This window comes from Arthrobacter yangruifuii (genome assembly GCF_009192775.1).
Lineage (GTDB): Bacteria > Actinomycetota > Actinomycetes > Actinomycetales > Micrococcaceae > Arthrobacter_B > Arthrobacter_B yangruifuii.
In genome coordinates this window covers 1,023,461-1,041,412 of record NZ_VTFX01000001.1, presented here as the reverse complement: position 1 = coordinate 1,041,412, position 17,952 = coordinate 1,023,461, and the positions used below count along the sequence as shown (strand labels likewise).

The window sequence follows — 17,952 nt, the reverse complement described above, 5'->3', positions numbered from 1 at the left end:
GACCCGTTGCGGGGCCACCACCCGGTGATATCGAGCTGTTCGGCGGTATTGAAAACGAGTTCCACCACCCGGTCCCGCCCTTCCCTGGCACTGATTGCCGGACTGGGTTCCTTCTCGGCGCAGGCCGTTATTGTCATTCCCATCATGAGCGCGGAAGCCGCTGCCGTGAGGATCCTTATATGTGGCTTAGCGGCGGACAATTCATTCCTTCGATTAAGGGCTCTAGAAGACCAGCCGGTCCCACCGGAACCTGCGGGCGGGGCGCCAGCTGGGATTCCTTCCTGGAGCTACTGCGGGGGCTCTTCCTGAAGCACGAGGCCTTCGTCTCCCGGGAGGACTTTGCCTTGATCCCGCTCTGCACTGTCCTCCTCATTCAGTGTGTAAGCGTCGCCCGGCGAGCAGGGGGCGATAGCGCTAATACTGTACGACTGTTCAGGTGCATCAGTATCGAATTCAGCCCGGAGGACGGGACCACCCTCGGCAAACACGACCGGGTCTTTTGTCGGGTTTATGGTGCGTACGGTCATGCCAAGGGACTCCCAATACTCGGAGACGCGTTTCGCGTCCTCGATATGGTCAGTGCCCTGGGGCGCCCAGCGGTCGTAACTATAAGCGGACGTGGCGTCCCCCAGTCCATGGCTGCTTTCGGGGGTGCACTCCTGCGCCCACGCTGCGCCGTTGCGGGGCCACCACCCGGTGACGTCGAGCTGTTCGGCGGTATTGAAAACGAGTTCAACCACCCGGTCCCGCCCTTCCCTGGCGCTGATTGCCTCTTCCGGGGTGTTCTTCTCCGACATCGTCGTGTTTGATCCCTTCTCAGCGCATCCGGTCATTCCCACTAGGAGCACAGCAGCTGCCGTAAACATCCTCATATATGTCCTAAAGGCGGGCACTGTTCATTCCTTCCAGTAAGGCCTTCTGCAGCTCAGCCGGCCCCAACGGGGCATACTCGGTGATCTTTGGACAAGAGAACAGAATCCCTGAAAGACACAGCCTGGGCGATCATGGGACTACCGGATGGCCAACGCACTTCTGGACCAAGGAGTTCTGCCCGGATAGGTCAGCGTAAACCTATCGACCCCGGTTACAAAAAATGCCGCCCTCAGCGTTTCCGGCGAGGGCGGCATTTCTTATTGTTTCAGACGAAAAACCTATACATTAAACCTAAACCCCACCACGTTCCGTAGCCAAACAACCCCTAACATTCGCAGTCAGATTACCTTCGAGGTAGGGGAGGCCGAGCGCTACGTCCCGGTTGATCTGAGGAATGTCCCCGGCGGCGGCAGCATGGGCCGCTGACGGAACCCCGCTCCCGCGCCGGAGGTCCTGCCGCCGGCGCGGGGCACCGGCCCCTGCCAGCGGCGCCGCCGTCCTTTGCCATCTGGGCGCTTCTTGGTATCAGCGACTTGTTTGGAGTGCCGCAGTGTAGAGTTTCGGGTCGTTCCTGGTTTCAGCTGAGATGGCAAGATGACTGCCGTTGAGACGCTGCGCAAAGTACCCCAAATAGGGCAGTACGATGATCGTCGTGAGCCCGTCTTGCCATGCCTTAACCAGCGCCGGAAGGCTATCTTGTTCGGACCGGGAAGGAAAGTTCGGCGTTGTCTCTTTATCCCACGTATTGAAGGCCACCAGATCTACCCCGTCCTCGCCGTATTCGACGGGCCAGAACGGTGGCACAATCGGGTGGAGTACCTGACCAGGGCTCGAGAGTTTTTGCATCTCTTCCTGTGAGATCGGTTCGTTTTGAACTGTGCTTACGTTGAACCAGTCCCAGCTGCGGTCCCATTGCTGCTTCCAGCGTTCATCCCATACCTCACGGCTTGCTGACGCCGGGATCTTCGATGCACCCGTCGCAGGCACAGGGCTGAGTTCCGGAATTTCGATGTCCTGGGCGATCATCCATGCCTGTCGGATAAAGAGAAGCATCTTCAGGTTCTGCGCGTGGTCATCAATCCGGATGGTCATTTCCTTTGGCCAAACAGCCCGCCGTCTAAGCCCCATTCCCCACATAGTGACTCCTTGATTTGTCGGCCGGACGGAGAACAGCCGTTGGTGCCAAGCATCGCATTCGACCTGCCTTCAGTAAATGGTTCGCTCAAAGCTACAGGCCCCGATCGGAAATGTCCGCTGGGATCGGGGCCTCCGGAGGCGAACTAAGTCGTGACCCGTGTTGGCTATTCCTCTTCAAAGGCTCGCGGGCGGTACCGCACGAGATCCGCGAAGGCTGGTGACGATACAACCCTCGATCCGTAAACAAGAAATGCCGCCCTCAATGTTTCCGGTGAGGGCGGCATTTCTATTGAATCAGACGAAGAATCTATACATTAAACCTAAACTCGACCACGTCGCCGTCGGCCATGACATAGTCCTTGCCTTCGATCCGGACCTTGCCGCGGGACTTGGCTTCAGCCATGGAACCGGCTTCCATCAGGTCATCGAAGGAAACCACTTCAGCCTTGATGAAGCCACGCTGGAAGTCGGAGTGGATGACGCCGGCAGCCTGCGGGGCGGTGTCGCCCTTGCGGATGGTCCAGGCGCGGGTTTCCTTGGGACCGGCGGTCAGGTAGGTCTGCAGGCCTAGCGTGTGGAAGCCGACGCGTGCCAGTTTGTCCAGCCCGGATTCCTCCTGGCCGCTCATCTCCAGCATCTCGCGGGCTTCATCTTCGTCCAGCTCCACCAGGTCGGCTTCGAGCTTGGCGTCCAGGAAGATGGCGTCCGCCGGTGCCACGAGTTCGCGCAATTCGGCCTGTCGCTCCGGGTTGCCCAGCACGGCGTCGTCCACGTTGAACACGTAGATGAACGGCTTGGCGGTGAGCAGGCTGAGCTCCCGCAGGTGCTCCATGTCCAGCTTGTCCTTCTCTACCGAGGAGAAGATGGTGTCGCCGCGTTCCAGCACGGCCTGCGCGGCCTGCATGGCGGCCAGCTGCGCGGCGTCGCGCTTCTTGATCTTGACTTCCTTCTCCACCCGCGGGATCGCCTTTTCCAGCGTCTGCAGATCAGCAAGGATCAGCTCGGTGTTGATGGTTTCCATGTCCGAGCGCGGGTCCACCTTGCCGTCCACGTGGATGACGTCGGGGTCATCGAACACGCGGATAACCTGGGCAATGGCTTCGGCTTCGCGGATGTTGGCGAGGAACTGGTTGCCCAGGCCTTCGCCTTCGGAGGCACCCTTCACGATGCCGGCAATGTCCACGAAGGACACGGTTGCCGGGAGGATGCGCGCCGAACCGTGGATTTCGGCCAGCTTGGCTAGGCGGGGGTCCGGAAGGGACACGACGCCGACGTTCGGTTCGATGGTGGCGAACGGATAGTTCGCCGCCAGCACGTTGTTGCGGGTCAGCGCATTGAACAGGGTTGATTTGCCGACGTTGGGCAGGCCGACGATGCCAATAGTAAGAGCCACGGTACTAAATGATACCGGGCGCTAGGACTCGTCGGCACGGCGGCGGCCGCCGAGGCCGCGGGAGGAGTCCCCCATGGCCTTCAGCGTGGCCCGGATTTCCTTGGGCAGGCTGAAGATAATGTCCTCTTCAGCCGTCACCACCTCTTCGACGTCACCGTAGCCGTACTCCGCGAGCAGGTGCAGCACATCCTGGACCAGGTTCTCCGGAACGGAGGCGCCGGAGGTCACGCCCACCGTGGCCACACCTTCGAACCAGCTTTCATCCACCTCGTTGGCGAAGTCCACCCGGTAGGAGGCCTTGGCGCCGTATTCCAGCGCCACCTCCACGAGCCGGACGGAGTTGGAGGAGTTGGCCGAACCGACCACCAGCACCAGGTCCGCTTCCGGGGCAATCTTCTTGATGGCTGCCTGCCGGTTGGAGGTGGCGTAGCAAATGTCGTCGCTGGGCGGATCCTGCAGGGAGGGGAAGCGTTCACGCAGCAGATTCACGGTGTGCATGGCTTCATCCACGCTCAGGGTGGTCTGGGACAGCCAGATCACCTTGTCCGGGTTCCGGACGGTGACCTTGTCCACGTCCTCGGGTCCGTTGACAATCTGCATGTGCTCCGGCGCTTCGCCGTAGGTGCCTTCGACCTCTTCGTGGCCGGCATGTCCAATCAACAGGATGTCGAAATCGTCACGGGCGAAGCGGACCGCTTCGCGGTGCACCTTGGTGACCAGCGGGCAGGTGGCATCGATGGTCTGCAGGTTGCGGTCCTTGGCGGACTGCACCACGGCCGGTGAGACACCGTGGGCGGAGAAGATCAGCCGGGCGCCTTCGGGGACCTCGTCGGTTTCGTCCACGAAGATGGCACCCTTTTCCTCCAGGGTGGTCACCACATGCAGGTTGTGGACAATCTGCTTCCGGACGTAGACCGGCGGGCCGTAGGCTTCCAGTGCCTTTTCGACGGCGATGACCGCCCGGTCCACTCCGGCGCAGTAGCCCCGCGGGGCCGCGAGCATCACGCGCCGCGGGCCGAAAACGGGAGCGGCAGCGGCCACTTCCTCGGGGGTGCGGCGCCGCCGGGGCACGGTGGGCATAGGCACGGAGATAACTGTGCTGGTCATGCACCCATGCTATCGGGTGGGGTGCGCGTTCCCGTCCCCAAAGGCCGTGCGTACGCTCACAGCACACCTACCGCCGGGACCCGCGCAGGACCCGTGCCAGCAGTCCGGCCACGCACGCCGCGGCCCCGCCCAGCATCAGGCCGATGGTCCAGGTCTGCAGGCTAGCCGCAGCCTGCCCCGCAAACGCCTCCGCAAACGCCGAGGCCACCGGGCTGCCGAGCTGCTGGGCGGACACCTGGCCCGGCAGCATCCCGGCGGCCAGCCACAGCACTCCCCCGGCAAGTGCCGTGCCCAGACCCAGCAGGGCGAAGGTGGTGGACCGGCGTCGGGCGGCAAGCAGGGCCAGCAGGGCGGCGACGGCGGCAGCGACCGCGGCCATGGGCCACGCCTCGGCGGCCCGCTCGGCGTTCCGCACCAGCTCGGCGTGCCCGGCGCTTCCGATTTCCACGGGCACCTGCCCGGCCGCCGGCAGCTCCACGGACAGGTCGCCGCCCACCTTCCCGGTGACCAGATCCACCAGGGGCCCGACGTCGAGCGTGAGCGGGGTGCCGCTGCTGTCCGCTGTGTCGGAGAAGGTGAGCGCATAGGAACGGTGCAGCGTGTCATTCCACGCCTGCGGGTACTGCGGCAGCGACTGGACCTGCTCCACCGCCGAGGTGATCAGCGGGCCCACCACACCGGCCAGCGGTGCGGGTACGTCCACCGAGTCCGTGACCTGCGCGGACAGGGCCGACGCGAGTTCGCGCTGGAACGCCTCGTCCTCAGCCAGCGGCTCCCCCAGTGCGGCAAATCCGCTTTCCGACACCACGTTCGTCGTCAGCCAGGCCCCGCAGAAGGCGGCCGAGGCGAGCAGGACGGCCAGCAGGCCGCAGACGAATGAAGCGATGGTGCGCATAAAAGAAGGTTCCTTGTCCTTGGGTTCCGCCGCCCCCGGGGACGGCGGCGCACCCGGAGCGGGGGAAGCACCTGATAGACATTAAGCCTGGGCCGGTTCCTCCACCGGCCCGGAAGCCAGTTCCAATCCACCGCGGGAGCATCCTGATGCAAGACGACAGCGGACCGTTGAGTCCCGAGAATACCCCGGAGCAGTCCACCCTGCCCGCCACGGCCGCGCAGACGTCCCCGGAAAACCCCTGGCCGCTGGCCCTGCTTTCGAAGAACCTGAAGAGCTACATCGACCGGGCGCCGGCCACGTGGGTGGAAGGCCAGGTGATCGAGTTGAACCGCCGCGCGAATGCCTCGTACATCACCCTGCGCGACGTCGATGCCGAGGTCTCGCTCTCGCTGACGGCGTGGAGCGCGGTCATGAACCGGCTGGAGCTGCCGCTGGAACGCGGAGCCCGGGTGGTGGCCCTGGTGAAACCCGATTTCTGGGTCAAGACCGGGCGGCTGTCCATGCAGACCCGCGACATCCGGCCGGTGGGACTGGGTGATCTGCTCGCCCGGATCGAGCGGCTGCGCCATGCCCTGGCCGCCGAAGGTCTCTTCCGTGAAGACCGCAAGCTGCCGCTGCCGCTGCTGCCGGGCAGGATCGGGCTGATCACCGGCCGGAACTCCGACGCCATGAAGGACGTGATGCGCAATGCCGCCCTCCGCTGGCCAGCCGTCGAGTTCGAAGTCCGGGAAGTGGCGGTCCAGGGCGTGAACGCCGTGACCGAGGTGACCCGGGCCCTGGCGGAACTCGATGCCCTGCCCGCAGTGGACGTGATCATCATTGCCCGCGGCGGCGGTTCGCTGGAGGACCTGCTGGCCTTCAGCCACGAGGACCTGGTCCGCGCGGTATCGGCGGCCCGGACTCCGGTGGTCAGCGCCATCGGCCACGAAGCGGACCGGCCCCTGCTGGACGAGGTGGCGGACCTGCGTGCCTCCACGCCCACCGACGCTGCAAAGCGCGTGGTGCCCGACGTCGGCGAGGAACTCGCCCGAATCCGGCAGGCACGGGCCCAGCTGCGGCGCGTCCTCGGCACGGTGCTGGCACGGGAAACGGACCGGCTGAACCACGTCCGCTCCCGTCCCGCCCTGGCCGCACCGCAGTCCATGGTGGACCGCCGCCGGGAAGAGATTTCCCGCCTGCGGTCCCGGGCCCTGTCCGCCGTCACGGCGGAGGTTCGGCGGGATACGGACCGGATCGGGCACCTGCGTGCCCAGGTCCGGGCGCTCTCGCCGCAGAACACCCTTGACCGCGGCTACGCCGTCGTCCAGCTGCAGGACGGCTCCGTAGTGCGCGACGCCGGCACGGTCCCGGCCGCAGCGCAGCTGCGGATCCGGGTGGCCGCCGGCGAACTCACCGCCACCGAAGGCATCCACTAACCGGCTCCCGCCGGCTCATACACCCACCAACCTGGAAACCCGAAGAGGACAACACCATGAGCGAAACACCCGCAACACCCGCTGTACCCGCAGACATCGAGGCCATGAGCTACGAGCAGGCCCGCGACGAACTCCTGTCCGTGGTGGGCCGGCTCGAGACCGGCGGCGCCAGCCTCGAGGAATCCCTGGCGCTCTGGGAGCGCGGCGAGCAGCTGGCCACCCGCTGCGAATCCTGGCTGGAAGGTGCCCGCCAGCGCCTGGACGCTGCCCGCAGCTCCGCCACCGGCGAGTAAGGCGGGGCGGGGCTGGGACAGCCCGTGAGCCCCGCATCGCCGAGCGAGGAACGAGCGAGGTGTCTAAGGGGGCGGCGGGCTGTCCCCTGCCCCGCCCGCTACGGCTTGTAGCTGCCCAGGAACTCGGCCAGCCGCGTCATGGCGTCCTCGATGTCCTCCACGTTGGGCAGGGTCACCATTCGGAAGTGGTCCGGGCGCACCCAATTGAACGCCGTGCCCACCGAGATCAGGATCTTCTGCTGCTTGAGCAGGTCCAGGGCAAATTGTTCGTCGTCCTTGATCGGGTAGACCTCAGGGTCCAGGCGCGGGAACAGGTAGAGGGCCCCCTGCGCCAGTTCACAGCTGACGCCGGGAATGTCGTTGAGCATCTGGTGTGCCTTGTCCCGCTGCGCCCGCAGGCGGCCGCCGGGCAGGATGAGGTCATTGATGCTCTGGTAGCCGCCCAGGGCGGTCTGGATGGCGTGCTGGGCTGGCACATTCGCGCACAGGCGCATGTTGGCCAGCAGGTTGATGCCCTCGATGTAGTCCGCGGCATCGCGCTTCGGCCCGGAAATCGCCATCCACCCGCTGCGGTAGCCGGCGATCCGGTAGGCCTTGGACAGGCCGCTGAAGGTCAGGCAGAGGACGTCGTCGCCCGTGAGGGACGCCGAGTTCACGTGCACGGCGTCGTCGTACAGGATTTTTTCGTAAATCTCATCGGAGAAAATGATCAGGCCGTGCTTGCGTGCCAGGTCCACGATGGCCTTCACCACGTGCTCCGGGTAGACCGCACCGGTGGGGTTGTTCGGGTTGATCAGGACAATGCCCTTGGTCCGGTCGGTGATCTTCGAGGCGAGGTCCTCCACGTCCGGCCACCAGTGCTCGGACTCGTCGCACAGATAGTGCACCGCCGTGCCGCCCGCCAGCGAAACCGAAGCAGTCCACAGCGGATAGTCCGGGGCGGGGACGAGGATCTCGTCACCGTTGTTGAGCAGGGCCTGCAGGGAGAGGGTGATCAGTTCACTGACCCCGTTGCCCAGGTACACGTCATCGACGTCGATGTTGTTTATCCCGCGGCCCTGGTAGTACTGCACCACGGCGGTCCGCGCGGAGAAAATGCCGCGGGAATCGCTGTAGCCCTGGGCCTTGGGCAGATGCCGCATCATGTCCACCAGGATGGCCTCCGGCGCTTCAAAGCCGAAGGGCGCGGGATTGCCGATGTTCAGCTTGAGGATCCGGTGCCCGGCTGCTTCCATCCGCTGCGCGTGGTCGAGCAACGGTCCACGGATGTCATACAGGACGTTGTGGAGTTTGTGCGACTGCTTGAATTCTGCCATTTCTTTAGGATGCCACAGGGCGGCGCGCCCTCAGCTCATGTTTCACCGCCGGGGCGCCGCCGCCTGAAGGCTCAGATCAGGCCAGGCCCTTTTCCTTCAGCCAGTCGGAGGCAGCCTCGGCCGGATCCAGCTTCTGGTCGCCGCTGACGGCCTGGTTCAGGGCAATAAGGTCCTCCGTGGTCAGCTGGGCGGATACCTCGTCCAGCACCTCACGGGCCTGGTCATTCACCCGGTCGTCCGCGATCAGCGGAATGACCTGCTGCGCGGGCCAGTTCTGCTTCGGGTCCTCGAGGACCACGAGGCCGTTTTCCTCGATCGCCGGGGTAGTGGTGAAGATGTCGGCCACCTGGATGTCGTCCTTGAGCAGTGCGTCAACGGTCAGCGGACCGCCGGCGTCGCCAATGGCGGTGAACTCCTTGAACTCGCACCCGTACTTGTCCTTCAGCCCGTCCGTGCCCTGCGTGCGCTCGGCGAATTCCGCCGGGGCGCCGAGGGTCAGTTCACCGCAGACCTTCGCCAGGTCCTCAATGCTCTCCAGTTGGTACTTCTCGGCCGTGGCGGAGGTGACCACCATGGCGTCCTTGTCCTCGGCGTCGGAGGGCTTGAGCACCACCAGGTTCTCCGGCAGGTTTTCGCTGAGGGAATCCACAATCTCCCCCGGATCCACCAGGTTCGTTTCCGGGTCAATGTGCACCAGCAGGGCCCCGGTGTACTCCGGAATCAGGTCTATCGAGCCGTCCTGCAGTGCCGGGATGTACACCTCACGGGACCCGATGCCCAGCCGGGTTTCCGCCTCGATACCGGCCGCGTTGAGCGCACCGGCGTAGATTTCGGCGATGGTGCTGCTTTCCGGGAAATCGGCGGAACCCACCACCAGGGCCTGACCGGTGCTGCTGCCCGAAGCTGCCGGGGTGCTCTCATTTTCCAGCGGATCCCCTCCTCCGCTGCAGCCGGCCAGGGCAAGGGCCAGGGAACCGGCCAGGACCGCCAGGGCCTTCCGCCGTCCGTTGGGGCGCGGGTACTGGATCATTTGTTTCCTCCTTGTGCGCCGGCGGCGGGCACTCCGCTGCCGGTCGATTTGCCGGCCGCGTCAAGGCGGCCGAGTCCTGACGGGATCAGAAAGCGTGATCCCAACGCAATCACGGCGTCCACGGCGAGCGCCACGAGGGCAATGATTACCGCTCCTCCGAAGACCCGGCCGTAGTCCCCCACCGCCAGGCCGTCGATCAGGTAGCGGCCCAGTCCGCCCAGGTTGATCGTGGCCACCACGGCCGCCGTCGCCACTACCTGCAGGGCCGCACCGCGCAGCCCGCCCAGCAGGACACGCATGCCGTTGGGGACCTCCACGCGGAACAGTATCTGCGTCTCGCTCATGCCCAGGCTGCGGGCAGCGTCCACCACGCTGCGGTCCACGGACGAGACTCCGGCATAGGTGCCCGCCAGCAGCGGGGGAACGGCCAGCAGTACCAGGGCCCAGATGGGCGGCATCAGCCCCAGCCCGGCCAGCAGGACGAACAGGGTGAGCATGCCCAGGGTGGGCAGGGCCCGCAGCAGCCCGGAGACCGCCACCACCGCAACCTGCCCGCGGCCGGTGTGCCCAATGAACAGGCCCAGCGGCACGGCGATGACGGCGGCGATGAGCAGGGCCAGCCCGGTGTACTGCAGGTGCTCGAACGTCCGCACCGGAATGCCTGCCGGTCCGCTCCAGTTGGCCGGATCCATCAGCCATTCCCTGCCCTGCCCGAGGGCATTGGTGCTGGTGTAGTCCGTGCGCGGGATGGTCACCATGCCTAGGCCCCCTTCAACGCGGCGTCGGGAGCGGACGCCAGCGGTGCCCGGCGGACGGCCGCTGCCGGCCCTGCTCCGTCCGCGCCGCGGCTGCCGCGGCCGCGCCGCACGGCACCTGCCCGGGTCCAGGGCGTGAGCAGCCGCTGCAGCAGCACCAGGAGCATGTCCATCAGGAAGGCCAGGACGAGGGTGGCGAGGATTCCCACCACAATTTCCGTCAGGAAAAAGCGCCGAAGCCCGTCACTGAAGAAGAACCCCAGGTTTTCGACGCCGATCAGGGCGCCGACACTGACCATGGAAATGTTGCTGACCGAGACCACGCGCAGCCCGGCAATCAGCACCGGGATAGACAGCGGCAGGTCCACCGTCAGGAACCGGCGCAGCGGCCGGTAGCCCATGGCCGTCGCAGCCTGGCGGACGCTGTCGTCCACCGAATCGAACGCGTCAATGCCCACCCGCAGCATCAGCGCCACGGCATAGATGGTCAGGGCCACGATGATGTTGGCGACGTCCAGAATGCGGGTTCCCAGGATGGCCGGCAGGGTGACGAACAGGGCAAGGGAGGGAATGGTGTACAGCAGGGAGCCCGCGGACAGGACGAAACCCCGGATTTTCCGGCGGCCGCGCACCAGCTGCGCGAGCGGCAGGGCAATCAGCACGCCGATGAGAAGGGGCAGTACCGACTGATAGAGATGCAGCCCGCTGAGGCGGAAAACATCATCGGTATGGGCCAGGAACCATTCCATGTCAGCTCCCGGCCCGCTGCAGCCGGGCAGCCTCGATCAGTGCCAGGATTTCCCCGGCTTTGACGACGCCGGCCGCCCGTCCGTCCGCGTCCACGGCCACACCGAGCCCGGCCGGCGAGGACAACGCGGCATCCAGGGCGCGGCGCAGGCTGGTTCCCTGCGGATAGAGGGAACCTCCCGGAACCAGGTCAGCGGTTCCGGTGATCTCCGCGCGGCGGTCCGCCGGTACCCACCCCAGCGGTGCGCCGTCGGAATCCACGCACAGGGCCCAGCCGCCGTCGACCGTTGCCGCCGGGTCCGGCAGCCGGTCCGCAGCGATGAGCTGCACCGGATGCAGGGGGACGGCGGTGCCGTCCTGGAAGGACAGGTGCCGGAAACCGCGGTCCCTCCCCACGAACCCGGCGACGAACTCATCGACCGGGGCGCGGAGGATCTCCTCGGGGGCGGCGTACTGGGCGAGCCGTCCGCCCGTGGCGAAGACGGCCACCTTGTCCCCCAGGATGGTCGCTTCGTCGATGTCGTGGGTGACGAACACGATGGTCTTGGCCAGTTCCTTCTGCAGCCGCAGCAGTTCTTCCTGCAGCTCGGCCCGGACCACGGGATCCACCGCGCTGAAGGGTTCATCCATCAGCAGCACCGGCGGGTCCGCGGCGAGTGCGCGGGCAACCCCGACGCGCTGCTGCTGTCCCCCCGACAGCTGCGCCGGGTACCGCTCCCCCAGGGCGGAGGCCAGGCCGACGACGTCGAGCAGCTCCGCGGCCCGGCGCCGTGCCTCGCGCCGCGGCGTGCCGTTCAGCCGCGGGACCGTCGCCACGTTATCCAGCACGGTGCGGTGCGGCAGCAGACCTGAGGACTGCATCACGTAGCCCATGGAGCGCCGCAGCTGTGCGGCCTTGACGGTGGAAATGTCCCGGCCGTCGACTTCAATGGTGCCCGACGTCGGTTCCACCATCCGGTTGATCATGCGCAGCGAGGTGGTTTTCCCGCATCCTGACGGACCGACGAAGACGGTGATGGACCCGGCCCCGATGTCCAGGTTCAGGTCCCGGACCGCCGGGGCAGCATCGCCGTAGGTCTTGGTCACGGACCGGAACCGCACCATCGGGCGGCCGGCGGCGAGGCCGGCCGGAGACTTCGTGGAGTCGGAGAGTTCAGCGGGTTCTGGCGGCGGAGTCATTGATGCATGCCTTCCGTGGGGGTTCCGGTGTGTGCCGGGCAGCTCGCGACGTGCCGTGAAGCTCACGGTATTTCACGGGTGCGGCGCTAGTCCAGCGTCAAGATGGTCCGGAGAGGGAGGGAAATGGGGCGGGAGCGGGTCTCAGGGCAGCGGGCGGCCGGACGCGGCCGGCGGGGCGGAGCCGGGCTGACCGCGGCCGGGCTGACCCGGGCTGCGCTGACCTGTGCCGCGCTGAGCGGAGGCTTCGAGGAGGCGCAGCCCGGTATCCACCAACTCGGTCCGCTCCAGGGCGCGCACTTCCTGCAGCGGCACCCAGGCGGCTTCATCCGTACTTCCGCCGTGCTCATGCCGCAGGGATCCGCCGGTGAGGGTGGCCCGGTAGATGATCCGCAGGGCGTGCAGCATCCGGGGTTCGCCCTGCATGCGCCGCTCAGGGGGAATGAAGATGCTGTCCACTCCGAGCAGCTCCTCGAGGCGGGCGTTGTACCCGGTTTCCTCCTGCACTTCCCGCACCGCGGCGGCCGGGGCATCCTCGCCGGTCTCCAGCCCGCCGCCAGGGAGGGTCCAGCGGGAGTTGCCGTGCTGGTTCCAATGCGCCAGGAGCAGCCTGTCGTCCTGGATGATCACGGCATACGCCCCCACCCGGACGTCGAATTCAGCGGACATTGCCGCTGCCCGCGGAGCCGGAGCCTGTGGAGCCGCTGCCGGCGAACCCGGAGCCCGCAGACCCGGCGGCCAGCAGGTATGCCACGCCGAACACCGGATCCGTGGCGAGGAAGCGGATGTCCCTCAGCCCCGCAGCGGATAAGGTGTCCCGCAGCAGGTCCTGCAGCATCGGCTGGTGCATGCCCAGTCCCCCGCCGATGACCACCGGTCCGGGGATCTCCAGCAGGCCCGCCACATCCAGGATGAGTCCGGCCAGATGCCCGGCGGCCTCGGCGACGATTGCCGTGGCGGCCGGGTTTCCTTCCTGCGCGGCCTCGAAAACCAGTCCGGCCTTGCCGGCCCAGTACCGCCGGTCGGTGGGCCCGTGGAACAGGCCGATCAAGGACTCCGGGGTTTCGGCGCCGCACTCGCGCAGCAGGGCAGTGCTGAGCGAATCTGGAACGAGTTCCAGGTTGCTTCGGCGCAGCGTGTGCCGGACGGCTTCCCGTCCCAGCCAGTAGCCGCTGCCCTCGTCGCCGAGCAGGTAGCCCCAGCCGCCGGAGCGGGCCTGCCGGCCGGAGCCGGTGATGCCCCAGGCCACGGAACCGGTGCCGGCAATGACGGCAATGCCCTCGGACGCTTCACCGGCGGCGAGGATCAACCGGGTGTCGTGGATGACGTCGACGGCGGCACCGGGGACGTGTTCGGCGATCAGGGCGCGCAGCGCATCCGCGTCCTGCCTGGTGTCCACTCCCCCGGAACCGGCGATGACGCGGCCGATCCCCTCCGACCCGAGCGCGGCGAATACCTCGGCCAGGGATTGACGTGCCGCCTCCACCGAAACGTTCTGCACGTTCGCGCTGCCGGAAACGGTTTCGGAGACCGCCGCGCCGCGGTGCAGCCGGATGCCGTGGGTCTTGGTTCCGCCGATGTCGAGGCCGATGACGTCCGCGCCGCCGTCGTGGGTAGATCCAGGGATTGAATGCATTTGTCCACCCTACGTTCCCGCGGGCACGGCACGAACCTAGCCGGCGGTGATCCGGCGCCGGTTCCGCCGCAGGCTGAGGACGGCCAGGGTGAGGCAGGCGGCAGTGATGAGCCCGGAGAACCAGGCCACGGAAATTTCCAGTCCCCAGATGCCGCCGGCTGCTCCGAGACCGAGCACCGGGATGGCGCTGCCGAGGTAGGTGATGACGTAGACCGTGCTGATGATCCGGGCATGCTCGGCCGCCTCCACCGCTGCGGCGACCTCGTTGAACACCACGCGGAAGGCCATGCCCTGGCCGAACCCGGCCAGCAGGCAGGCAACGGTCAAAAGCAGGAGGCTTCCGGTGGCGCCGGCCGCCGGGATCAGGGCAATGCCCGTGCCCATGGCCGCCAGTCCGACGGGTGCGGTGTAGCGGCCGCGGATGCCGGTGAGCTGGCTGACAGCCGAGGCTCCCAGGGCGAGGGCGGCCAGCAGCCCGATGGCGGGCCGCCACGTGGTGCCCGCGATCGAGGAAAAGTAGGTGGGTGCCAGCGAGAGGCAGAACCCGAAGGCCGCGAAGCTCAGGAACCCCGTGGTGGAGGCAATCCAGAACTGGGTACGGGCACGGTGCGAGACGGCCGGTTTGCGCGGGCGCAGCATGGCCAGCGCACCGCCTTCGGGAAGGGAGATGGCCGGACGGGCCTTCAGCATGCACAGGGGAATCAGAAGTGCCGCCAGGACTGCCGAATGGATGAGGAACGGCGTCATGGTGGGGAACGGCAGCAGGGACAGGAGCCCGCCGATCACCGGACCCGCCGCGACACCGCCGGCGGAAACAAGCAGGGTGAACCGGGTGGCCCATTCGGGCCGGTGCGGCAGCAGTTCGCGCAGGGCGGCCGAGCTGGCGCCGGTTGCCAGGGCTACCGAGGCACCCTGGAGGGCGCGGCCAAGCATCAGGGCCCCCACCCCGGTGGCGGTGCCGAAGATCAGTCCGCCCGCGAGGGAGACGACGCCGGCCACCACCATGGCAGCCCGGCGGCCGATGTAGTCGGACCAGTGCCCCACCAGCAGCAGCCCTGCGACCAGGACCAGCACATAGGAGGCGAACGCCAGCGTCACGCCGAAGTAGGACAGACCCAGCGACTCCCCCAGCAGCGGGTACAGCGGAGTGGCGAGGTTGGCACCGATCAACAGCGTGCCCATCACGGCAATCGTCAGGATCAGCCGGGGCCGGATGGCCGCGTCCCACTCCTTCCGCCTGGTGCGGGCGGCGGCGGGCTGCATACGCAGCTCACTAAGCACTGTCACGGGGCACATCCATCCTATTTGTAGCTAATGCCCCTATAGGATGAAGTGTGGACGAGCAGTGAAGGCACATTAAACGGTTCTTCTGATCGTTTCGCTCAATAACGTCTGCGGTTACTGACAGGAGATGCGCTAGATGGCCAATCTGGACCCATTGGACCGCAGGCTGCTGCTGGAACTGGTCCGGGACCCCCGGGTACAGATCAGCGAGCTGAGCGAACGGCTCGGCATTGCCCGCAACACTGCCCAGAGCCATGTCCGCCATCTGATCCGCACCGGCGTCATCCGCAACAGCGGCCGTGACGTTGACCTGGCCCGGATTGGCTACGATGTGCAGGCCTTTGTCACCATCGAGGTGAACCACCGGGAACTGGACGGCGTTATTTCCGGACTGCGGACACTCCCCCAGGTACTTGAGGTCCACGAGATATCCGGTCGCGGCGATGTCTGGTGCCGGCTTACCGCCACGGACACCCAGCAGCTGCAGCAGACGCTGCGCTCTGTGCTGCGTATCAAGGGCGTGATCCGGACGGAGACGGCCCTGGTCCTGCATGAGCACATCCCGTACCGCACCGAAACGCTGCTGGAAAAACTGGTCCCGCCGCCCGCCTGATTCTGCGGGGTGCGCAGCTAGTTCCCGGCGGCGCGAAGCAGCCGCTCCGCCGTTTCCAGCCGGAGCAGGGCATTCCGGGTTCGACTTCCCCCATGGCCGGCGCGTGCACCGGACACAAGGGTAAGCACGACGCCGGCGGCACGGGCGTTCAGCGCTGCCGGGTCCACGGCGGCTCCGAAGGCCCTGCCGTATTCGGCGAAGGCACGGCCCAGCTGGGGGCGGGCCGGGTTGGCGGCGGCGAGGACGGCCAGATGTCCCAGCAGGCAGGCCAGGTCATCCACCCTCCGTCCGGGACCCAGCGCGTCGACATCCAGCAGCCCGCTGACCGTTCCGCCGCTGAGCAGCAGGTTTCCCTCATGGAAGTCGCCGTGGACCGGCACCAGCGGTCCGGCGGGAGCGGATTCCGCTGCCTCCCGGATCCCGCGGGCCAGGTCCGCGATCCGCAGGGCCTGCCCCGGCAAGGCGGCAGCAGCCGCTGCGGCATAGTCTTCAGCCCGGTCCGCCCAGGACCGGCGCAGCGGCAGTTCCAGCGCAGCGGACGGCAGCGCGTCCAGCAGCGCCAGCAGGACCTCCGGCTTCACCGCGGAAGCGCCGTCGTCGGCCAGCAGCCGGAACAGGGAGGTGCCGGGAAGCGCGCTGAGGACAGCGACTCCGCCGGCAGCGGCGGGAGGATCCGGAAGGAGATGCGGGGCCGGCACGCTGCTGTCCGCCAGCAGCCGGTGGCGGCGGCGCAGGCCGGGCAGCAGTCCGGGCGGGAGAAGCTTCAGGTACACCGCCTGCCCGGGGTGTCCGGCACGGAGCACCGCCCGGCGAAGCGGACGGTAGGCCATGAGCGAGAGCTGCACCGGCCCGGCTGCGGCAAAGACATCCCTGGCCACGGCCGCGGCATCCGTGGCCCACGGCAGGGACCGGAGTGCCGGGTCGAAGGGGTGGACCCATAACTGCAGTTCCAGGCCGGCGATCCGTGCGGCGGCCGTCCCCGGATCTGCGGAGGCAAGACCGTCGTCGGTGGTCGCCCCGAGGTACAGGGTCAGGTCCGCCTGGGCGGACCTGTCCGGGGTCCGGCGGCACCGAACCCGGTAAAGGGCCGAGACAGCCCCTCCCGGCCGGTGGTGGCTGCGCAGGTGTTCCCAGCGCTCCAGCCTCAGCCCCCGCGGCCGGAGCAGGGCCTGCAGGGGGCCGCGCATCCCGGCGCTGCCGAGGATGGAAAGTGCCTCCGCGGCCGGCACAGGGCGGCGGTCGGGACCGGCTGCCACGGCAGGCGCTGCGCGCCTAGGCGCGCCGGCGCTGCAGGACGTCGTCGAGGTTGATCTTGCCGCTTTCCGGACGCGGCCGCTGTACCGATGCCGGCGCGGTAGAGGGGCGCAGCGGAGTCTTGGCCACGGACCGCGGGGTTTCGGGCAGGATGATCGGCTCGGGGGCCGGACGCTCCGCCTTGGGCGAATCAACGTACACCGGCTTGGGCAGTTCCACCGGCTGCCACGGCGTCGTGCCGGGCCGGAGCGGGACGTGTGCGGCGGCGGGAGCGGATTTCCTGGCCGTGGGCGGCGGACCGGGGGTGGGCCGAGCCGGGACTGCACCTGCAGCGGCGACGGCTTCGTCCGGTGCGGGTGCGGACTCCAGGTCAAACAGGACGGTCTCGGGCTGCGGCTCGGCGTCCTCCGTTTCAGCGGCGGGGGTCTCCTCCGGCAGCTGAGGTACGGACGGCTCCTCCACGTCACGGAAGTCGGGTCCCATGGCGGCGCGGAACGCGTGGTCCACCCGGCGCCTGCGCTCGCGCACGGTCAGCGCGCGGAGCGCCGCAACCGCCCCGGCCAGGATTGCAAGGCCGACGGCGGGAACGAACCAGGACACGGAGGTGAAGGCGGCAAGGAGCGTACCGACGACAACAGTCAGCACGCCGGCAAGGCCCGCAGCTGCGAGGACCGTGCGGTCGGTGCGGATCCGGAAGGGCTGGGCCGGGCGCGCGGCCGGCTGCCCGTGGACGTGCAAGGATCCGCCCCCGCTGGGTGTAGTGCCGATGTTGTTCATGATGATCCCCTGGGACCCCTTATCCGGTGAGACGGGCGGGCGGATGGTAGTGGCGGCCGTGGTCGGTGCCGCGGAAGCGGTTGGGCGTCGGAGGAAGAACGGACCTACCCACACCAGCCACAGTGCAACGGCAAGTGCCAGCACAAGTGAGCTGTTCAGCGAGCTGTTAAGAGGGAAGTCCACATCTACGACGGTAGAAGCTTCGGGCCGCGGGTACCCGCATTGGGCCCGGTGTGTCGGCGTGTCCGGTG

Annotated in this window: 18 protein-coding genes; 3 read left to right on the top strand and 15 right to left on the bottom strand. The window is 67.4% G+C overall.

The features are described 5' to 3' along the window. Positions 1-287 precede the first annotated feature (287 nt). From GD627_RS05055 to GD627_RS05035, 5 genes are all read right to left on the bottom strand, one after another. Positions 288-872, bottom strand: a complete 585-nt coding sequence (locus GD627_RS05055) for a hypothetical protein (RefSeq protein ID WP_194265959.1) — start codon at positions 870-872, stop codon at positions 288-290. A gap of 526 nt (positions 873-1,398) precedes the next feature. Then, a complete protein-coding gene (locus GD627_RS05050) occupies positions 1,399-1,965 on the bottom strand; it encodes a hypothetical protein (protein ID WP_152271554.1) in 567 nt (188 codons plus the stop codon). Positions 1,966-2,317: 352 nt separating this feature from the next. Then, complete coding sequence (ychF, locus tag GD627_RS05045; protein ID WP_146361234.1) at positions 2,318-3,403, bottom strand: redox-regulated ATPase YchF; 1,086 nt, start codon at positions 3,401-3,403, stop codon at positions 2,318-2,320. Between the two features lie 21 nt (positions 3,404-3,424). Further along, positions 3,425-4,510, bottom strand: coding sequence for a 4-hydroxy-3-methylbut-2-enyl diphosphate reductase (locus tag GD627_RS05040; RefSeq protein WP_146361232.1), 1,086 nt, complete (start codon positions 4,508-4,510; stop codon positions 3,425-3,427). 67 nt (positions 4,511-4,577) lie between these two features. Then, positions 4,578-5,405, bottom strand: a complete 828-nt coding sequence (locus GD627_RS05035) for a hypothetical protein (RefSeq protein ID WP_152271553.1) — start codon at positions 5,403-5,405, stop codon at positions 4,578-4,580. A gap of 146 nt (positions 5,406-5,551) precedes the next feature. Here GD627_RS05035 and xseA point away from each other — a divergent pair, with 146 nt between their 5' ends. Both xseA and GD627_RS05025 read left to right on the top strand, forming a co-directional pair. Further along, entirely contained in the window at positions 5,552-6,820 is a 1,269-nt protein-coding gene (gene xseA / locus GD627_RS05030; RefSeq protein ID WP_186764199.1) for an exodeoxyribonuclease VII large subunit, read from the top strand. 56 nt (positions 6,821-6,876) lie between these two features. Then, positions 6,877-7,113 carry an exodeoxyribonuclease VII small subunit gene (locus GD627_RS05025; RefSeq protein WP_146361228.1) on the top strand — a complete coding sequence of 79 codons (237 nt, stop codon included), beginning with the start codon at positions 6,877-6,879 and terminating at the stop codon, positions 7,111-7,113. A 98-nt stretch (positions 7,114-7,211) separates the two neighbouring features. On the opposite strand, the gene GD627_RS05020 is transcribed toward GD627_RS05025, so the two are convergent. From GD627_RS05020 to GD627_RS04985, 8 genes are all read right to left on the bottom strand, one after another. Continuing rightward, the gene (locus GD627_RS05020) at positions 7,212-8,429 is read right to left on the bottom strand and encodes a pyridoxal phosphate-dependent aminotransferase (RefSeq protein WP_146361226.1); all 1,218 of its coding nucleotides are present in this window, start codon (positions 8,427-8,429) and stop codon (positions 7,212-7,214) included. Positions 8,430-8,505: 76 nt separating this feature from the next. Beyond that, positions 8,506-9,459, bottom strand: coding sequence for an ABC transporter substrate-binding protein (locus tag GD627_RS05015; protein ID WP_152271552.1), 954 nt, complete (start codon positions 9,457-9,459; stop codon positions 8,506-8,508). Next, a complete protein-coding gene (locus GD627_RS05010; protein WP_152271551.1) occupies positions 9,456-10,217 on the bottom strand; it encodes an ABC transporter permease in 762 nt (253 codons plus the stop codon). The genes GD627_RS05015 and GD627_RS05010 overlap by 4 nt, the downstream gene beginning before the upstream one ends. A 2-nt stretch (positions 10,218-10,219) precedes the next feature. Then, the gene (locus GD627_RS05005) at positions 10,220-10,963 is read right to left on the bottom strand and encodes an ABC transporter permease (RefSeq protein WP_152271550.1); all 744 of its coding nucleotides are present in this window, start codon (positions 10,961-10,963) and stop codon (positions 10,220-10,222) included. Between the two features lies 1 nt (position 10,964). Then, on the bottom strand, positions 10,965-12,065 hold the full coding sequence (locus GD627_RS05000) for an ABC transporter ATP-binding protein (protein ID WP_152271777.1): 1,101 nt from the start codon (positions 12,063-12,065) through the stop codon (positions 10,965-10,967). A gap of 216 nt (positions 12,066-12,281) precedes the next feature. Further along, positions 12,282-12,806: an NUDIX hydrolase gene (locus tag GD627_RS04995; RefSeq protein ID WP_152271549.1), complete on the bottom strand. Its 525-nt coding sequence runs from the start codon at positions 12,804-12,806 to the stop codon at positions 12,282-12,284. Then, positions 12,796-13,773: an N-acetylglucosamine kinase gene (locus GD627_RS04990; RefSeq protein WP_152271548.1), complete on the bottom strand. Its 978-nt coding sequence runs from the start codon at positions 13,771-13,773 to the stop codon at positions 12,796-12,798. Before GD627_RS04990 ends, GD627_RS04995 begins: the two co-directional genes overlap by 11 nt. Before the next feature lie 36 nt (positions 13,774-13,809). Beyond that, the gene (locus GD627_RS04985) at positions 13,810-15,060 is read right to left on the bottom strand and encodes an MFS transporter (protein ID WP_146361213.1); all 1,251 of its coding nucleotides are present in this window, start codon (positions 15,058-15,060) and stop codon (positions 13,810-13,812) included. Positions 15,061-15,193: 133 nt separating this feature from the next. Here GD627_RS04985 and GD627_RS04980 point away from each other — a divergent pair, with 133 nt between their 5' ends. Next, positions 15,194-15,670 (top strand): Lrp/AsnC family transcriptional regulator, encoded by a 477-nt coding sequence (locus GD627_RS04980; RefSeq protein ID WP_146361211.1) that lies wholly within the window; start codon positions 15,194-15,196, stop codon positions 15,668-15,670. A 17-nt stretch (positions 15,671-15,687) separates the two neighbouring features. Here GD627_RS04980 and GD627_RS04975 read toward each other — a convergent pair whose 3' ends face one another. Continuing rightward, positions 15,688-16,926 carry a phosphotransferase gene (locus tag GD627_RS04975; protein ID WP_152271547.1) on the bottom strand — a complete coding sequence of 413 codons (1,239 nt, stop codon included), beginning with the start codon at positions 16,924-16,926 and terminating at the stop codon, positions 15,688-15,690. A 16-nt stretch (positions 16,927-16,942) separates the two neighbouring features. Then, on the bottom strand, positions 16,943-17,884 hold the full coding sequence (locus GD627_RS04970; RefSeq protein ID WP_152271546.1) for a sensor domain-containing protein: 942 nt from the start codon (positions 17,882-17,884) through the stop codon (positions 16,943-16,945). Positions 17,885-17,952 lie beyond the last annotated feature (68 nt).